The sequence below is a fragment of the Variovorax sp. W2I14 genome (assembly GCF_050435205.1).
In the GTDB taxonomy this organism is placed as follows: Bacteria; Pseudomonadota; Gammaproteobacteria; order Burkholderiales; family Burkholderiaceae_C; genus Variovorax; species Variovorax paradoxus_C.
The window spans coordinates 3,095,921-3,112,776 of record NZ_JBNDJX010000001.1 but is presented as its reverse complement, the minus strand read 5'-3'; the positions used below and the strand labels follow the sequence as shown (position 1 = coordinate 3,112,776).

13 protein-coding genes and 1 pseudogene are annotated in these 16,856 nt (G+C 55.4%); 2 read left to right on the top strand and 12 right to left on the bottom strand.

Features of this window, described 5'->3' with window-relative positions:
• Position 1: 1 nt before the first annotated feature.
• A complete protein-coding gene (locus QF040_RS14725; RefSeq protein ID WP_307602214.1) occupies positions 2-1,384 on the top strand; it encodes a 3-deoxy-D-manno-octulosonic acid transferase in 1,383 nt (460 codons plus the stop codon).
• Between the two features lie 143 nt (positions 1,385-1,527).
• Here QF040_RS14725 and QF040_RS14720 read toward each other — a convergent pair whose 3' ends face one another.
• From QF040_RS14720 to QF040_RS14675, 10 genes and pseudogenes are all read right to left on the bottom strand, one after another.
• Positions 1,528-3,075, bottom strand: coding sequence for a TolC family outer membrane protein (locus QF040_RS14720; protein WP_429611656.1), 1,548 nt, complete (start codon positions 3,073-3,075; stop codon positions 1,528-1,530).
• Positions 3,076-3,097: 22 nt separating this feature from the next.
• Entirely contained in the window at positions 3,098-3,433 is a 336-nt protein-coding gene (locus tag QF040_RS14715; protein ID WP_429611655.1) for a rhodanese-like domain-containing protein, read from the bottom strand.
• A gap of 13 nt (positions 3,434-3,446) precedes the next feature.
• A complete protein-coding gene (locus QF040_RS14710; RefSeq protein WP_013542677.1) occupies positions 3,447-4,124 on the bottom strand; it encodes a protein-L-isoaspartate O-methyltransferase family protein in 678 nt (225 codons plus the stop codon).
• Positions 4,125-4,216: 92 nt separating this feature from the next.
• Positions 4,217-4,894, bottom strand: a complete 678-nt coding sequence (locus tag QF040_RS14705) for a TetR/AcrR family transcriptional regulator (protein WP_013542676.1) — start codon at positions 4,892-4,894, stop codon at positions 4,217-4,219.
• Positions 4,895-5,278: 384 nt separating this feature from the next.
• A pseudogene (locus tag QF040_RS14700) lies at positions 5,279-5,581 on the bottom strand (restriction endonuclease); the annotation flags it as partial.
• 381 nt (positions 5,582-5,962) lie between these two features.
• Complete coding sequence (locus QF040_RS14695) at positions 5,963-7,075, bottom strand: zincin-like metallopeptidase domain-containing protein (protein ID WP_429611654.1); 1,113 nt, start codon at positions 7,073-7,075, stop codon at positions 5,963-5,965.
• Positions 7,076-7,082: 7 nt separating this feature from the next.
• Complete coding sequence (locus QF040_RS14690; protein WP_429611653.1) at positions 7,083-8,060, bottom strand: hypothetical protein; 978 nt, start codon at positions 8,058-8,060, stop codon at positions 7,083-7,085.
• A 91-nt stretch (positions 8,061-8,151) separates the two neighbouring features.
• Positions 8,152-8,964 carry a hypothetical protein gene (locus QF040_RS14685; protein WP_429611652.1) on the bottom strand — a complete coding sequence of 271 codons (813 nt, stop codon included), beginning with the start codon at positions 8,962-8,964 and terminating at the stop codon, positions 8,152-8,154.
• A gap of 359 nt (positions 8,965-9,323) precedes the next feature.
• On the bottom strand, positions 9,324-11,483 hold the full coding sequence (locus QF040_RS14680; protein WP_429611651.1) for a hypothetical protein: 2,160 nt from the start codon (positions 11,481-11,483) through the stop codon (positions 9,324-9,326).
• 239 nt (positions 11,484-11,722) lie between these two features.
• Positions 11,723-12,514, bottom strand: coding sequence for a hypothetical protein (locus tag QF040_RS14675; protein ID WP_429611650.1), 792 nt, complete (start codon positions 12,512-12,514; stop codon positions 11,723-11,725).
• A 158-nt stretch (positions 12,515-12,672) separates the two neighbouring features.
• On the opposite strand from QF040_RS14675, the gene QF040_RS14670 reads away from it, so the two are divergent.
• Positions 12,673-13,530: a hypothetical protein gene (locus QF040_RS14670; protein WP_429611649.1), complete on the top strand. Its 858-nt coding sequence runs from the start codon at positions 12,673-12,675 to the stop codon at positions 13,528-13,530.
• 49 nt (positions 13,531-13,579) lie between these two features.
• Here QF040_RS14670 and QF040_RS14665 read toward each other — a convergent pair whose 3' ends face one another.
• Together QF040_RS14665 and QF040_RS14660 are read right to left on the bottom strand one after the other, a co-directional pair.
• On the bottom strand, positions 13,580-14,647 hold the full coding sequence (locus QF040_RS14665) for a hypothetical protein (RefSeq protein ID WP_429611648.1): 1,068 nt from the start codon (positions 14,645-14,647) through the stop codon (positions 13,580-13,582).
• A 9-nt stretch (positions 14,648-14,656) separates the two neighbouring features.
• Positions 14,657-16,846: a type IV secretory system conjugative DNA transfer family protein gene (locus QF040_RS14660; RefSeq protein ID WP_429611647.1), complete on the bottom strand. Its 2,190-nt coding sequence runs from the start codon at positions 16,844-16,846 to the stop codon at positions 14,657-14,659.
• Positions 16,847-16,856: the final 10 nt, after the last annotated feature.

The window sequence follows — 16,856 nt, the reverse complement described above, 5'->3', positions numbered from 1 at the left end:
TGTGCGTTCCCTGCTGCTGCGCCTGTACGGCGCCTTCACCACCGTCGTGCAACCGCTGGTGCGCCGCAAGCTGCGGCGCCGCGCGGAGGCCGAGCCGGGCTATGCCGTGGCCGTCGAGGAGCGCTTCGGCCACTACGACGAATCCATCACCGGCGAGGCCCAGTGCTGGGTGCACGCGGTGTCGCTCGGCGAAACGCGCGCGGCCGCCATCCTCATTGCCGAACTGCGGCGGCAGTACCCGGGCATTCCGATCCTGCTCACGCACGGCACCGCGACCGGCCGCGAAGAGGGCGCCAAGCTGCTCGAGCCCGGCGACACGCAGGTCTGGCAGCCGTGGGACACGCCGGGTGCCGTCGCGCGGTTTCTCGACCGCTTCAAGCCGCGCATCGGCGTGCTGATGGAAACCGAGGTCTGGCCCGAGATGGCCGCGGCCTGCGCCGAGCGCCGCATTCCGCTGGTGCTGGCCAATGCGCGTCTCAACGAGAAATCGCTGGCCGCGGCCGAGCGCCTGGGCTGGCTCGCGCGGCCCGCGTACTCGGCGCTGGCGGCCGTGTGGGCGCAGACCGAGGCCGACGCGCACCGGCTGGTGTCGCTCGGCGCCAAGGTGGCCGGCATCTACGGCAACCTCAAGTTCGATGCGACGCCGGATGCACGGCAGCTCACCGCCGCGACCTCGCTGCGCGAGCGCCTGCCCAAGCCCATGGTCGTGCTCGCGAGTTCGCGCGACGGCGAGGAACGGCTGCTGCTCGAGGTGCTCAAGCGCTTCGGCGCGACCTCGCCCGTGCCGCCCGAGCAAGGCGCGATCCGCTCGATCGCCAAGCGCGTGCACGACGTGCAATGGATGATCGTGCCGCGCCATCCGCAACGTTTCGACGAAGTGGCGGCGCTGATCGAATCGCAGGGTTTCGCGGTCGCGCGCCGCAGCGCCGCGGGCCAGCCGACGGATGCGGAAATCTGGCTAGGCGATTCGCTCGGCGAGATGGCGCTGTACTACGGCCTGGCCGACGTGGCGCTGCTGGGAGGCAGCTTCGAGCCGCTGGGCGGGCAGAACCTCATCGAGCCGGCCGCCTGTGGCTGCCCGGTGGTGATGGGGCCATCGACCTTCAATTTCGCCGAGGCGGCGCAGCTGTCGCTGGCGGCCGGTGCGTCGCTGCGGGTCGAAGGCATGGAGCAAGCGGTGACGGCGGCGCTGAAGCTGGTCGAGAACCCCGAGCGGCGAGCGGCGATGGCCGAGGCTGCGCTGGCGTTCTCGTCGTCGAACCGCGGAGCGGCCGAGCGCACGGCGGCGGCTGTGCTGGCGATTGCGCAGGCGGCGGAGCCTGTGGTGGCGGAGGGCGTGCCGTTGGCCGCCGAACCCGAGCGCGCGGAACCAACTCTGGACTGAGCCCGCTTTGCTCCTTCCCTTTCCGGGGGAAGGCTGGGATGGGGGCAAGCGCCCAACGAGCGCTGTGCAGGGGTTGAAGCCGTCGTGCCCCCACCCCGACCCTCCCCCGGAAGGGGAGGGAGAAGAAAAGATCTAACCCTCGTTCAGCGCACCGGCGGATTCACGATCACCGGCGGCACCGGAGCCGTCGGCATCGCCGGAGGCGTCGGGTTGAACGGCTGCACCGGCACTGGCGGCACCACCGGAATGCTGGGCGGCGTCACCGTCGTCGAGGACGGCGCAGGCGAACGATCCGGCGTCGTCGTGACCGAGGGCACCGCCGGCGTGCTCCCGTTGCTCGCCAGCGTCGCGTTGATCGCGTTCATGTCCGCGGTCGTCAGCGTCCCGTTGGCCTGGCGCAGTTTCAGGTTGCCCAGCAGCACGTTGTAGCGCGCCTGCGCGAGGTCGCGCTTGGTCTGGAACAACTGGCTCTGCGAATTGAGCACGTCGATGTTGATGCGCACGCCCACCTGGTAGCCGAGCTTGTTGGCATCGAGCGCGCTCTGGCTCGAGGCCTCGGCCGCTTCCAGCGCCTTGACCTGGCCCGCACCCGACACGAGGCCGAGGTACGCCGCGCGCGTGGCCTGGGCCACGCTGCGCCGGGTGCCGTCGAGCACGCTGCGCGACTGGTCTTCGAGCGCCAGTGTTTCCTTGATGCGGTTCTCGGTCGCGAAGCCCGCGAAGAGCGGCAGGTTGAACGTGACGCCGACCGTGGCGGCGTTGACGCGCGTGCCCACGGTGCTGGTGCTGGTGCCGGTCGGGTTGCGCGTGACGTTGTAGCCCAGGTTGGCGTCGAGCGTGGGCTTGTGGCCGGCCTGTGCCTTCTGCACTTCGAGCCCGGCCACATCGAGACCGAGGCGCGCCTGCTGGATCGCGGGATGCACCTCGTCGGCCTGCGCGACCCAGGCGTTGATGTCCGCGGGTTGGGCAGTGGGCAGCACGACGGGCACGGCCAGCGGCACCGGCACGCTGCCGGGGCGGCCGACGAGCTGGTCGAGCATGATCTTCTTGACCTGCAGGTCGTTCTCGGCGGCGATCTCCTGCGCGATCACGAGGTCGTAGCGGGCCTGGGCTTCGCGCGAATCGGTGATGGTGGAGGTGCCGACCTCGAAGTTGCGCTTGGCCGACGCGAGCTGTTCGGCCACGGCGACCTTTTGCGCGCGCACGAGTGCCAGACTGTCCTGGCTTGCGAGCACATCGAAGTACGCCTGGCTCACGCGCACGATCAGGTCCTGCTCGGCGGTGGTGAGCACCGCCAGCGCGATCTCCGTCTGGCGCTTGCCCTGCTCGTAGGTGGCCCAGTTGGCGGGGCGGTAGAGCGGCTGCGTGGCGTTGATGCCGACGTTCTGCGTGTTGAAGTCGCGCGAGGCGCTGGCGCCTCGGCTGGTGCCCGTGAGGGTGTCGATGTCCAGGTTGCTGCGGTTCACGCCGGCGGTGAGCCCGACGGCCGGCAGGATACCGGCCTTGGCCTGCGCGGCGCGCGCGACGTTCGCGTCGTACTGCGCCCGGGCGCCCTGGTACGTAGCGTCGTAGCCACGGGCGGAGTCATAGAGTTCGTTCAGTGTCTGGCCTTGGGCCGGCAGTGCAAGCAGGGTCGCGATAACGCTGGCGAGTGCTGCGGAAAGTGGCAGAAGCCGGGGCCGTGGAGGCATTGAACGTCCTTGAGGGAAAGAATCAGTAGCGCGGGACCGTAGGGTCGTGCGACGACCAGGCGTCGATGCCGCCCGCCACGTTGGCGAGCTGGTCAAAGCCGTTCTGGTTCAAAAACGCGGCCACGCGCTGGCTGCGCGCGCCGTGGTGGCAGAGACAGGCGACGCGTTGACCTTCGCCGAGTTCGGCGAGGCGGCCCGGAATCTCGTTCATCGGGATCGCCAGCAGCGTGAAGCCCGCGGGCGTGACGCTCGCCGTCTGCAGCTCCCACGGTTCGCGCACATCGAGCAGCACCGGGGTGGCATCGGCGTCCTGGGCGAACCAGGCGGCAAGGTCGGCGGGGCGGACTTGGTCGATCATTCGTGCGGCCCGCTCAGAACGAGAAGCGCGAGGGCTCGGGGAAGTTCAAGAGGCGCGGCGCCACGGTGTCCCAGGGCTGGACCGTGTCCCACTTGCTTTCGCTCGAGCGGGTGACGAAGTGGGCGCGCATCATCGGCTCCTCGCCCACGATGGCGGCGAGGCGGCCGCCGACCTTGAGCGATCCCAGCAGGTTCTGCGGAATGCGGGCGACCGAGCCGCTCAGCACGATCACGTCGAAGCTCGGGCCGCTGGGCAGGGGCACGGCGCCGTCGGCGTGGCGCACTTCGACGTTGCTCACGCCGTTCTGGCGCAGCGTCTCGGCGGCGCGGGCGGCCAGCACGGGATTGATTTCGAGCGACAGCACCTGGGCGGCGCGGGCGCCGAGGAGGGCGGCCATGAAGCCCGAACCGGTGCCGATTTCGAGCACCGACTCATGTTTCTGCACTTTCAGGTCGTGCAGCATGCGGGCCTCGACCTTGGGGGACAGCATGATCTCGCCAGGCACGGAGCCGTCGAGGAGGGGCAGTTCCATGTCGAAGAAGGAGAGCGTGCGGTGGGCTTCCGGCACGTAGTCTTCCCGGTGGATGGTGGCCAGCAGGTCGAGGATGTCCAGGTCCAGCACATCCCAGGGGCGGATCTGCTGTTCGATCATGTTGAAGCGCAAGCGCTCGAGGGTGGGGGTGGGGTTCATGGCGTGGCTTTCCTTGTGGGCTCAGGACAAACCTTCAATTTTAGGTGGCCCGGATGACGCCATCGGCCCGCTCGGCCATACAAACGACTTCTTCATGCCTTGTCTCCCGGGCGCACGCTGAGCCCGTAGAGCACGGTTTCGGCCTGGGTGGCGAGGAATTTCTCTGGGTCCAGGGCGCTTTCTCCGTCGACGCAGACCATGGCCGAATGCTTCCAGAGCATGAGAAAGACCATGGGTGCGATCACCGAATAGATCGCATGGTCGATGTCGACCGGCGCGAATTCGCCGCGGTCGATGCCGCGCTGAAGGATGCGCCGCAGCAGGTCGTGGCCGGGGCGCACCACCTGCTCGCGGTAGAACTCCGCCAGATCGGGGAAGTTGCCGCCTTCGCTCATCATGAGCTTGGTCAGGCCCGATGCCTTGGTCAGGCCCACGCGCTCCCACCACACGTTCATGCAGTAGCGCAGCATCTCGGCGGTGGTGCCCTCGAAAGCCTCGAACTCGGCGTTCCACTCGGTGAAGCGGCCGCCGAGGTTCTCCATGATCACGGCCTTGAAGAGCTCTTCCTTGCTCGGAAAATACAGAAAGAGCGTGCCTTTGGAGACCCCGGCACGCGCCGCCACTTCTTCCGAACGGGTGGCGGCAAAGCCTTTTTCGACGAACAGGTCGAGCGCGGCAGCCAGCAGTTCGCCGGGGCGCGCTTCCTTCCGGCGTTCGCGCTTGGAGCGCACCGGGCAGAACTTGTCGACAAGGGAACGGGGAGTGGGCATGTGGGTTAATGACTCGCGGGTTAGTAATGTAGTGACCGGCATCCGTCACGTCAAGCCGCGACAATATCGGGTTCGCCGTTTTCCAACCCAGCCGGAGCCGTGCCCATGTCTTCTTCACCGTCGCCCACCGAAACCATCGTGATTGGCGGGGGCTGCTTCTGGTGCACTTTAACAGCCTCCATTGGGACAACTAACCAATAGACGGGCGTTTGTCGAATTTTTGTCAAATTTCCTGAAGCTGTGGCGTCGCCTTAAGGGAAGAGGAGGCGCCACTGGCTGACATTCACAAGGGTTGCCTGGCACGTAGCGCAGCTAATCCGAAGGATCGAGACGACAGGCGGGCGTAGAAGGGAATCCCGCTTGCGAAGCAATGTGCAGAATGACTCAGACTCTTTGGAAGTAGGCCGTCTTCTCGTTGATAAGGTCTTGTATGTGCTTCGTGCCGAGTAGTACTTTCACAAGATTTGAGCCACTGACGAAAACTACGTTCTTTGCTTCGTTGATAACCAACTTCGACTTGTCGCCCGTCTTGCCAGTGTGAACAAAGATACCCAGGTGGTGTTTGCCCTCACGGACTTTCAAGGTGAGTTCTTCTACGTGTTTGGGATTGATGTGGCTGCTGTAGCGCTTACATTGAATAAGAACGCTGCCTAGTTTCAAATGAAAAATCCCGTCGATACCGCCATCCCCCGTGTACCTGGGTTTCGAATGATTCGAACATTGCTGTCCTCAATCGCTGAAAGAATGAGTTCTTCGAAGACAAAGGGGTTTATCTTTCTTGTGTAGCCAATGATTCGAGGTTCATGATTCGACTCTCTTGAAATTTCAACTAGCTTGATGTGAACTCGTTTGGCTTGCTTGATGAGGCGTTTATGTCGAAACTTGCGATAAAGTCGAAAGTAGTTGAGCGCCTTTGATATCCATTTTTGTAATTTCATTTTCCTTCGGCCAATCTTTGTTGGCCTTTCCTCCTTTGTTGTTATACAAAGAAGTTAGCGGAAATAAATGTGAGTCAAGTTGAGGCAATGAGCGGTGAGAATGAAAAAGGGCCAAACGGCCCTTTCTTGTTTACATGCTCATCACTGGTTGCTTCTCCTGCTTCGAGGTTCTGGATTTCTTACTCAAAGCAGTAAGCTCAACCTTCTGCTTTTTGCTGGGTGCTGCTTGTTGCTCGGGGTCAACTGTTTGAGCCTGAATCTGTTTTTGGATCCGCTTGGGAATACCAATAGATTCAAGCAAGTCATTTTGCTCGGGGGTAGCAATGTGCTGTTCGTTGAGCCCATATAGAAACTCTCTCAGGTGCTCCATGGCATAGTTAATCGCTCTTGAGGCCTCAGCAATGGTTTTCACCACATAGCTCTTGTCATTGACAATCGCTTTCTTCCAGCTTTGTAGATAAGATATGTGCATGTCGTGTTGGTAGTCGTCAGTTGGCATTCCCAATTCACGAGCGGCTAAGACTGTTGATGTTTCAGCTACGAATTCTTCTTTGGCATATGTCTCAGTGCCAAACTTCCCGTCCATTGGTCTTTCTAGCACGGGGCCAGTGGCGTGAGCTATTTCGTGGAGCGTTGTAAGCGCATGGCCCATGGCGGATTTGAACTGCTCGACGTGGGGAAGGCGTATCTCGTTCTTGCTAGGTATGAAGCAAGCCATATCGCCGCCGTCGATGAACTTGATGCCCATTCTGGCTTCGACCGCTTTTCTCATCTGCTCCACAGCAAATATCGGTTCGTGCTTGAAGACGCGCTCTTCTTCTGGCGGTAGTCCCTTTACCTGTTCTGCGTTAAATACAGTGAAGTATTTTCGAACCATGAACATTTTCGGTGTCCCATCGTCGTTCATAAGTTGCTCGCCTGTTTGCTTATTGCGAGCTCCAACTTTCAATACCTTGAACGCGGGGTATCCGGTTTGTCCTCGCCAATCTAAGGTAAGGCCGGTTTCTTCGACAATTTTCTTTAGTTGTCTGTGCGTGTAAAAACGAGAGTCAGAATAGCCTGCTGCAATTAAAACGGCAGTGTTCTCGCCTTGATAATTTTCATTGGTGTGCCCGTTTCTCGGTAGGCCACCTTTGAGTGGGAGCCAAGGGCGCTCCCACTCGCCCGCAATTGCTTTGTCTACCAGTTCAAGAAATTTTGTTCCAACTTCTTCGTGAATCTTTGAGATTTCTTCTTTTTCCATGACGGCCTCACATGCTCATTGCTTGAGCTTGGCGTTTCTTGCGAACTGGTGCTTTCGCCTTCTTCTCTTCGGATACTGGAATCTGAGCTATCACTTCCACTCTGACTTGCTCTTCAACCACCTGGGCTGGTGAAAGCTCTTTTCGGGCTTTAGGTGAGTGAATGTTCTTGTCGTACTCGAAGACCATGGCCTTCATGTAGGAGTTGTACTCAATGCTCTTCCATGGGCGCTTTAGCGGTTCGTTTTCGTCATCGCCTTCCCATCGTCCCAAAGCGCGTGCCACTGCGGCCTTGGGTTCAAGCCAATCCTGGCGTGTATGTAGAAACTTTTCGGTTGAGTGAAGAGTTATCCAGTGATTGGGGTCTTTGCTAACTTGGTCGCCTTGTAAATTGCCTCTACTGCTGTACTGAACCACGAAATATTCATTCACATCAATGATTGGCCCGTTGGAAAACTTTCCTTCCCTTGTGTCGGCGACTCGCTCATTCAGAACGGGATGTTCATAGCGCTGGGGTAGAGGGGGGAGGCTTGGAATTTCTTCTGGGCGTTCAGTGCGATAAGCCATCGCTTGGGTTAACCGGTTGTTGAATCCTGGCCTCTCAATATCGTCTATGGCTTTCCAGAGATTCTGCTTAACACCTGCTAGCCAGGTGCCCCGCATCTGCTCAAACTGGACCGCAAGTCTTCGTGCGCATTTAACGGCTTCCCTAACCTTGGGTAGTTCTGCAACGGGGACGGCGAATGCCTTTTGCTCTGAGTCCCATTTGGTAGGTTGTGAAAAGTAGCTGGTGAATTCTTTCCTGAACGCTGTGCTGGTCCGAAGTGAGTAGTCATGAGGGGTGATGAGAAAACGGTCCCGGTCATTGTCAAAAACTACCTTGACGTGATCTCTATCGCCCAAGGTTTCCCGTATGACGATTCTGAGTTGTTCTTTTTCTTTTAACTGCGATTCACTTTCGGCTTCCTTTTTCTCTTGCTTTTGCATGGCTGCTCCCCTTTATAAATGTTATGCAAATAAAGTAGCAGAACATTTTCAAAAAGCAAGCATTGAAAAAGCACCCGAAGGTGCTTCTTGTTTATCCGCCGCCACCAAGGGCGACAGCTCTACCTCTAATTATTTGTCTGTCAGCTGGGCTGTAGGTGATGGTCATAGGAATGCGTCTGCCAGTGCGGTCCATCTCTGCTTTCACTTCGCCGATAGGATCGTCAATGTCGTTGTCGGAAATTGAAGACTTGCCTGAGACTTTGAACTCAGGAAGAGTGGCAACGAAGGTGGAGGCTTTCCCGCCAATGAGGGCTGCGTAGGCCTCAGGGTCATTCCACAGGGCTTGCATGTAGACGCTGGAGCGCAAGTCGGTCTTCACCTCTCCCTTGAGCTTGTACGTGTACTGAAACTGCGCTCCAGCGGCTTTGGTTGCCTCTGGTGTGGGATTCGCCAACATTGCAGCAATTTTGGCTTTGAGCGTCCTGTACTTCACTGCGCCGCCAGGACCGACTTTGTATGCGTGGTAAACCAACACTGCTTGTTGGTGAGGCTTCAGTTGGTCAAAGCCTGGAATCCACGCTCTCATGGGATCTTCATATCCTGGCTTGAGGAGCAAGCTCATGCCCATGGCCTGCTCCGGGCTCACCTGGATTGCTGGCAAGCTTGGTGGGTCCATCTGTCCAGTCAAGCTCTCCAAGGTCCTTGCGGCCTGCTCGCTCTTCAGCACCTCGATACCCGCTCTGCGGTTTGTTTGTCTCGTCTGGTGGCTCGCGTTGAAGCCGAAACCAACGGCAAGGCCCACGTTGTCTCTGTAAAACGAATTTTTGAAACCCTCAACCTGGGCAACCAGACTTTCCCAGGGCTTGCCTTGGCCGAGGGCATAGCGGGAATACTCTGTGGCCACATTGCTTGACCTTGCGAAGGAGACCCGCTTCGCCTTTCCCTGAGGCTCCGGTGTACCTGATTGAGCTGCCGGCTGCGGAGCAACTGGCGCCACCGCAGCAGGGGTTTGGACGGTCGCCGCAGGAGTAGGTGTGCCTGGCACCTCGGGACTCACAGGCGCCTGTACGGGTGCTGGAGGAGGGCTGCTGACTGGTGGGGATACCCTGGGCGGGGTAGCGGGCGCAGAGGGCGGCTGCGCAGTGGAGGGGCTGAGGTCCTCCAGGTCGGGAAGGGCTGCCGAGCTACTGGCCTTCTCGCCACAGCCTACAAAGCACAGAGAGAGGAGAACGCCACAAACGAGATTTACTCGTCTGTGAGGTTTCATAAGTCCCCTTTCATAGCAAGAGCGGTTGCCTCGGCGACTTTCCCCTCATTGAGGAGCGGCACAAGGACCAATGCGCGTCTTACCTCCTCGCGGCCTTCAATTCTTCTGAATTCCTTGTCAAGCTCAACCTCTGGATACGGATTGCCATCAGGGTCAACACCCAGAAGCTTCACATAATCAACTCGGCGTAAGCCTGCTCTCAAGCACAAGAACAATCCAACACGGCTTATGTTGCTGAACTTGGTGTACGTCTTTTCATCGAGAATTGAAATGTTCTGGTCAGGTTTGGTAATGCCAATGGTGATCACGGGGAACTTGCCAACGTCTCTTTTCTTGTGGTCATACCCTCCGTCTAGGCCGAGAAGGCCATAGGCGTTCTTCATCGCGGCCATATTTGGATTCATCTCGTCATACATCGGCGCAGCCGCTTTGCGATTGTATGTACTCAAGAAGTCGATGCTCTCTGAGGGCATATTGTCTTTGATATAGCGAGGGGCAACACCAAGGCGCTCGCGCAAGTAAGCTTCCGTTTTAGGGTCGTTTGAGCCAAGGTCTAGGAAGTTGTTGAAGTTTCCCCAGTAGCCGTGAACAACAGCTTCTGAGAAGCGCCCCAATAACTGCGACATACTTTGGCTACAGTAAATCAGGTGAACTTTCCATTCGCGACACAGGGAAGCGAAAACATCGTCATCCATACGAGTTGGATTGGCTGTGTTAAGAGCGACGATAGAAAAGCACTCGTCAAAAACGTAGAAGCACTCGAATTTCTTCTCTTCTGTGGGGGTTTCGAAGGCTGCTCGTTTGAACTCACGGTTAATAAAGTGAAGATACAAAGAGCCACAAGCGCCTTTGTCCTCACCAAAACCGATACCGATGCGTTTGCCCTCCGTGAAGCACTCTTTCATTGAGATTGGTTCTGCGTCGGCGGACGCCCAGCCTGCCATATCGGGGTTGCTGGTGAAGTGAGAAAGCCAAAGGTTGGCGGTCGCCAAAATCGATTCCTTGGTCTGCTCGGGAAATGCGTCAAACTTCTTCTCAATGTAGTAGATAGCTGAAGCTAGGGGGGTGAAGCCAGAACTCATCTCAGGGTGAAGTTTTCTGATTAAATCAATAATCTGTGCATTGGCGTAGCCGGATTGAAGAAGACGGCTCATCATTACCAAGCCTTGAGGGTTGTACTTGACGTATTCCTCCCCTATGACGAGCTCCTCCTCTGCAATCTTGCTGTGGCACAAGGCGTCCATAAACTCCCAACACACGTTGATAAACGACAGTGCAGACTCTGGCCAAAATGGGTCTTTCACATCTCGGCTTATATATCTAGCTCGCAAAGCTTCGCAGCCATCAGTGGGTGTGAGTTTGGCGAAAATGTTGTATGGCTTATCGGGGGTGATAAGGTAATGGAGAGTTTTCTTCAATTGAAATGGCAAAGAGCCTTTGCCACAAGCCACCAGCATCCCGAATTGTTCGGAGCGAGCCACGGTGTAGGCGACTTGGCGTATCGATCCAGATTTGCCTTTGCCAGTAGCGCCGGTAATCCAGGTGTGATAGTTCGTGTCCTTGGTGCTCATACCGAGTTTGAGTCCTGGGTCTGCAATCGACGGGCTAATTACATCCCTGAAAGCACCTGTCGAAATGCCTATGTCGATTTGAATGGCGCCTGCGTCCATGTCCTTTTTGGCCTGGATTGCTTGAAGCTCACGCTGTTCTTTCCCAAGCAATCCTTTGATAACCAAAGCGCCAGCACTGTTGTGAGATTGGATAATGAGCTGGTCTAAGTGCTTCTTCTCCCTGTAGTAGGCGTAAACAACAGGTCCAAAAGCAAAAAACATTAAAAAGATAACGCTCACGTAGTGGTTTTCAAAGACTGATGCTCTGGCAATGAGAGTGTTGCCAAACCCCAAGAAAGCGATAGCCACACCAGCCAAAAGAAGGATTGAAGCTATTCGTCTGGACGCAAAAATGAAGTGTAGAAGCGAATAAATTGAGAGAACCACACCGAGTGCTCCAATGATTGCTCCTAGCTTGATGCTAGAGAGGGCAAGGATTAGGCCGGTAAGCACTGCTCCGATACCGAGCACGCCGTGGTAAAGAACAATTGAAGCTGGGCTGAGCGACATTCCCTCAATGTCTTCAGGTGTTGTGCGAGTGCTCATTAGAGAGCCACTCTTCGTTATCAAGAAGTTGGGCAAATAGTCTCGAAGGTCAGGCGCTACCCATTTGTTATCGGGTACGTCCCATCTTCCGATGAGGTCCTTCACGATGGCTTGGGTCTGCTCACCTATAGTGTGAAGTGGTAAAAATACATATGCCCCGGCATGCCAATTTATCATTGGCGATATCAGTTTGAGTTTTGAGACTAGCCTCTTAAAAAATTCCTTCATTGTTGTCCTCCTTATTTTCCTGTTAGTTCTTTGATTTGTTTGTATCGTGATTTTTCTTGTTCGGTTAGAGGTGTGGTTTTCGCCTTGGTGAGAAGATTGACTCCCTCGAAGTAGGCCTCTACCTTGGTGCGCCGAATGCCATCAGCAATGTCCTCGTTAAGAATGTCTTTGATTTTGGAAAGTTGTGTGGGGCTAATTTGAAGTGTTTTCTCTAATTGAGAAATTTGAGCTTCAATTTGGACTGCTTCGTTTGAGCCGACTGGCGACTGGGTTTTGGCTGTGAGCATCACTCGCAAGGCGATGAGATTCTTAAATGTTCCCTCATCAAGACCGGCTGCTGCTTCCTCCAGTCGTTTGCTGTTCAAACCAATCTTGTCTTTAAGGTATTGAAGGCATCCAGTGCTGTATTCCTCACCTGAACAAGAAGCGGTAGAGCCGAACCCACGTGCTAAGCCAATCTTTACTTTATTCGTTGTGCTTCGCTCCAGGCTGCTCACTCCTGAAATCAATCCGCTCACTACAGGTGGGAACACAAAGACCCAGAACAGAACGTTTGCCAACGATATTGGAGTCATATAAATGGCAATCCACTTTGTGAGTCGCCTGCGATAATCGTTGTCTTCGATTCGTTTAACCATCTGTCCTGGTTCGATGGACGTTAGGTGAATGCTTCGTCTTGGTAAATAGAAGCTTCCAAAAAGATTGACTCCAGAACGCTTGCTTAATTCCTCTATCGGTCCAATAAATCTGTCGCCAGCCCAGTCGTGTAATCTCTGCATCAAGCTGAATTTAATTCCAATCATATAAAACCTCCCTATTGTTGTTCTGTTATCAAATTAGCAGATTTCATGCTGAAGTCAAGTGATGTCTTGACATTGCATGTCTATTCGCTATATTAAAAATAACAACAAAGGAGGAGGGCCCGACAAATAGGGTTCAAATTATGAGCAATAGAATTGATTTGGCGAACCTGAACGAGAAGTTAAAAACAAAGCGCGTTGAGAACGATTTAGAAATGACCCCTGGCTTTGGAAGAGGGGGAGGGCCATCGAAGCGACAGACAGAATCAACCGTCCCCGATACCTCTGCGCAAAGACGGGGCGGCGAAGTGGAAGCGGTTGAGAGTGAGCCTGTGTCAGGTGCATTGCCTGTGAACCCGCAGGACGTGATTGACCTTGGTCAACGCTACGCGCAGAGGTATGGTGCGCAGGCCTCCCAATGGGCTAGAAAGCACCTGGAGGCGCTACCAGTAGAGGCGCAGCTCTTCTACTTGAAGTTCGCGGAGGACTCCAACGCCCGCATCGAGGACATAGCGATTGAGATCTCTGCCGCGCACGAGCTCCACAAACTCAGTGAAAAGACGATTGCCAACCTGCGGTCTGTGGTTGAGCGACAGTCCTCCAATTTGGCTGGAATGCTGGAGCAAGAAGAGAAAATCTTCGAAACGATAGGTAGAAGGGTTGAGGCCGTGAATGCTGAGCTCAACGAAAGCCTTGATGCAGTTCTTCAACACGTTGTGCAGGCTATGGAGCTGCTTGATAAGAAGAATGCTGAGATTGAGGAGAAGGCCAAACAGACACTTGCCAACCTCTCCTTGAACCTGGAGCCTCACAAGCTCAGCCAGAGTATTGTGGCTGAACACTCCGAAGCCGCTGGGGTGATAATCGGAGAGAAGGTACTCGGCTATATTAAAAGCATTGCAAAACGAGAGGCGGCAAAGCAAGTAGAAAGTCAGTGGCACAGGAAAGGTTGGCTTGTTAACCTCATGTGGCTTTTAGGTTCGATTGCGGCCTGCACTGCGACCTACATTCTCAAATAGCCTTTTGACAGGTCCAAGAAAAACCTCCGAATTGGAGGTTTTTTTGCTTTCACGCTTGGGCTCGTGTCGGATTGATCTTGTTAGCAACTACGTTGATGCGATTGGGTGAGGGCTCGGCAGCAAACTTCTCCGCTTCCTTCTCAAAAGAGACTCGTCTGGCAGGGTGAACTGTTCTGCCGCCCTTTTGCTCAATCTTTAGAGCCTCATGAAGTTTCATGAGTGCGTTAAAGTTGTGCACCTTTGAATCCTTCTCTGGGCTCAACTGCGCCTGTTCACGGTACGTCCATAGAGCTACTTCAATCTTATGGCGCTTTAGAACTTCTGGGTCGTTGCGACTTTCTTGGCGCTCCCGCTCATGCGCTTTCACCATATTTGTATGCGTGGCGTCGTGCAAGTTTCGCAATGAGGTGGTGTTGAACTTGTTCTTGTACTCGTATTCACTGAGACGTGTCAGAGCGGCACTTGGGTCTCCAGTCAGTGGAAGGTTGAGATAGTTTTCCTTGTCAATTACACGAAGTCTACTCTCTTCATCATAAGAAACGTTGAAGAAGTCTCGAATCCCATCCTCAGGATTTTTTAGACTTTTGCTTATGTCTCTGTTTATCCCGAACGAGCCAATCTCGGCTGGCGACAGGTTTTTCCCAAAATCTATGACAATCATTCGTTTGCCATCTGCCCTCGTTATCAAATTTGCTTCCGGCGTTAGAGCTACCTCGGCAACACCACTAGAGAACGCTGCACGCGATTCAGATTTTAGTTTATGCAGGTCTTCCTGGCTCAAGCCGTCTACCACTGATGGAGCCAGCAATTCGTTGTTATCGTTAGGCAGAGAAGTAGCCTGAATTGGCACTTCCTCAACGAATGGTTGTGAACTCGAATCATTGACGATGGCTGTGGGTACTGGATCTGATAGGCGGGTCGCATCAATCTTTTTTCCAAAAATTGTGGTTGGGCGCTCACTCATTCCATTCTTGTGGTCAACCGCCCCCACGGTTGCTTGTTCTGATTGCTGAACTTCTTCATGCTCAAAACTGTTTTTGAATTCAACTTTCTTCCTCAGTTGAGCTTCAATGCGAGTTAACTCTTCGTCAAAAGTTGTTTGATTGTGATTTTCCATCTTGCCTCCCTATTTTTGTTGTATGTTAGATAATGATATTAGTGAATTCCTTGCCGTTGTCAAGTCTTTGGCTTTTGGTAATTCCTTTCTCCTCTGATTCAGTGTTTCGTTGATGTTGATTTTTCTGCGGGTTAGTGCCTTGGATTTTGGTGTGCTGAGAGCTTCTTCAACAAAATCAATAATCGTGAGTGCGTGCTCTATTCCCGAAGAGCCAGCCAGACATGCAACTGGTGAGGCCATCTCGTCTAGGTCGAGGTAGTAGGGCTCGTCCTCATCTTCAGAATCGTCAGGGAGGTATTCGTAGCCAGGTGGGAGCTCGTCAATCTCGTCAGGGAGCTCCTCGTTCAGCATTTGCTCAACCTCTTGCGTGCTGGCCTTGCTGGCCGCTCTACCCACCGCGCCAGCGCCTGGTTGAGCTGCTGTGGCTGCTGTCATTTCCTTCGTCGCCCTGGGTACGCCCAACACCCAATCTGCGGGTGAGTACAGAGCTGAGAGCTGTGGAAAGCTGATTGGCGGCTGCTGGACTATGTAGACGTTCTTGTTTCGACTGAACCGGTAGAGCACTCGTGTCCTGCCGTGCGTGAAGCCCATCTTGTCTATTATTTCAGCTGGTGTGAGTACAAGCTCGTCGTGTTCTTGCTCATCATGCGATTTACCGCTCTCACTGTGGGTTATGTGCTTCTTTGTGAATGAGAGCTCACCAATGTTCTTGCTGTAAATCTCAGTCGTTTCACCTTGATTGGCGCCAGCCAAAATACTTACGCCCACGCTGCTCATGAGGGTCGCCACGAGGTTTTCGCTGTACACCTCTTTTAGCTGCGCAATGTCTTGTACGCCTATGCACAATCGCGCTCCTCGGTCGCGTCCGCGTTCCAAAATGGCATCAAGAAACTTGGCAAGGTTTCCGAAGCTTTGAAACTCGTCGCAGAAGAACCAAAGCGGAACGTTGTGCTTGCGGGACCACTCTAGATACCTGTCGCTATCTATGTAGCCAGCAATCATATTTAGGCAGCCGCGAAACATTGGGTCGTTCTGAGCGCTGTAGCCGCCAGTTTGAAAGATAAGGCAGTTTCGCTCGGGTGCTGGGTCGTCTAGCCACTCGGTGAAGGAGAACTCTGGGTAGTCAGAGCCCTTCCACTCACGAGCGAAAGATATCAGTGGGGCCAGGTAGGTCGCGATGTTGAACATCACGCTTGAAATGGTGTTCTCGGCGCTGGTGAAGATTTTGTAGGCTTCCGGGTACGACACTTTGCAGAGGTTCGCCAGTTCCTCATTGGGAAGTAAGTACAAGTCCTGAAAATCACTCCAGTCCCATTTGAGCGGCTTGGTGTTTATGAGGTGAGCCATGATTGCCACTGAGGACAACTTCGCCGCGTCGCTCCAGATCTTGTCTCCCTCGGAGGAAGGGATAACGCCTTCAATGAACTGAAGCGCAGCCGGTATGTTGCGAATATCCCTGCCTGGTATCCACTTGAACTGGCGCCTATCGTGGAAGCCCATCAAGAAGAAGTTATCTGGCGCGACTTCGGCGAGGTATTCGCCCTTTTTGTCCAGCACAACCAGCTTGTGTCGAAACTTGATGGCTTGGTGGAAGATGGGCTTCAAGGTCAAACTCTTCCCTGTACCAGTTCCACCCACCACCAGAAGGTGGGTGGAACTGCGGTTATCTGAGAGAGGAATACATTGGCTGAAGAGCGTGTTGTGGTTCGGCCCCTTACGTCTCATCAGCCGGTCTAGAAGTCGTAGCTTGCGCGGGAGCTCTCCTTTCACCTGGAGGAGGTCCACGCCTTTTGGCGCCGCCAGGACAAGTGGTGCGCTCTTGCCAGGCTGGTGCCCAAACTCGTCGTCCAAGAATTCCTTGAGGGCCTTGAAGCCGTCGCCACCAATCTCCCTGTCCTCATAGAGCACAGCGCCCCGAGTTTGGTTGAGCTTCTGAGGTTTCACGCTGCGCCCAAAGCGCCACGCAACAAGGCACGAGAGTGCCAGGTCGAAGTAGGTGAAGCCACTCTTGAAGCCGGCGTGCCAGGTGTCTGCAGGAAGGCCTACGAGCTCACCCAATTTGATGGCCGCGAACATCAGCGCCGTGAAGGTGAGGACAAAGCCAAAGCCAGCGGCAACGGCCCAGTCCTCGTAGTAGATAACCTGTGTGCCTCTGGGAATGTTCGCTTCGTTGTTGCGACTTCTATATAGGGTCCTCATCTACACTCCC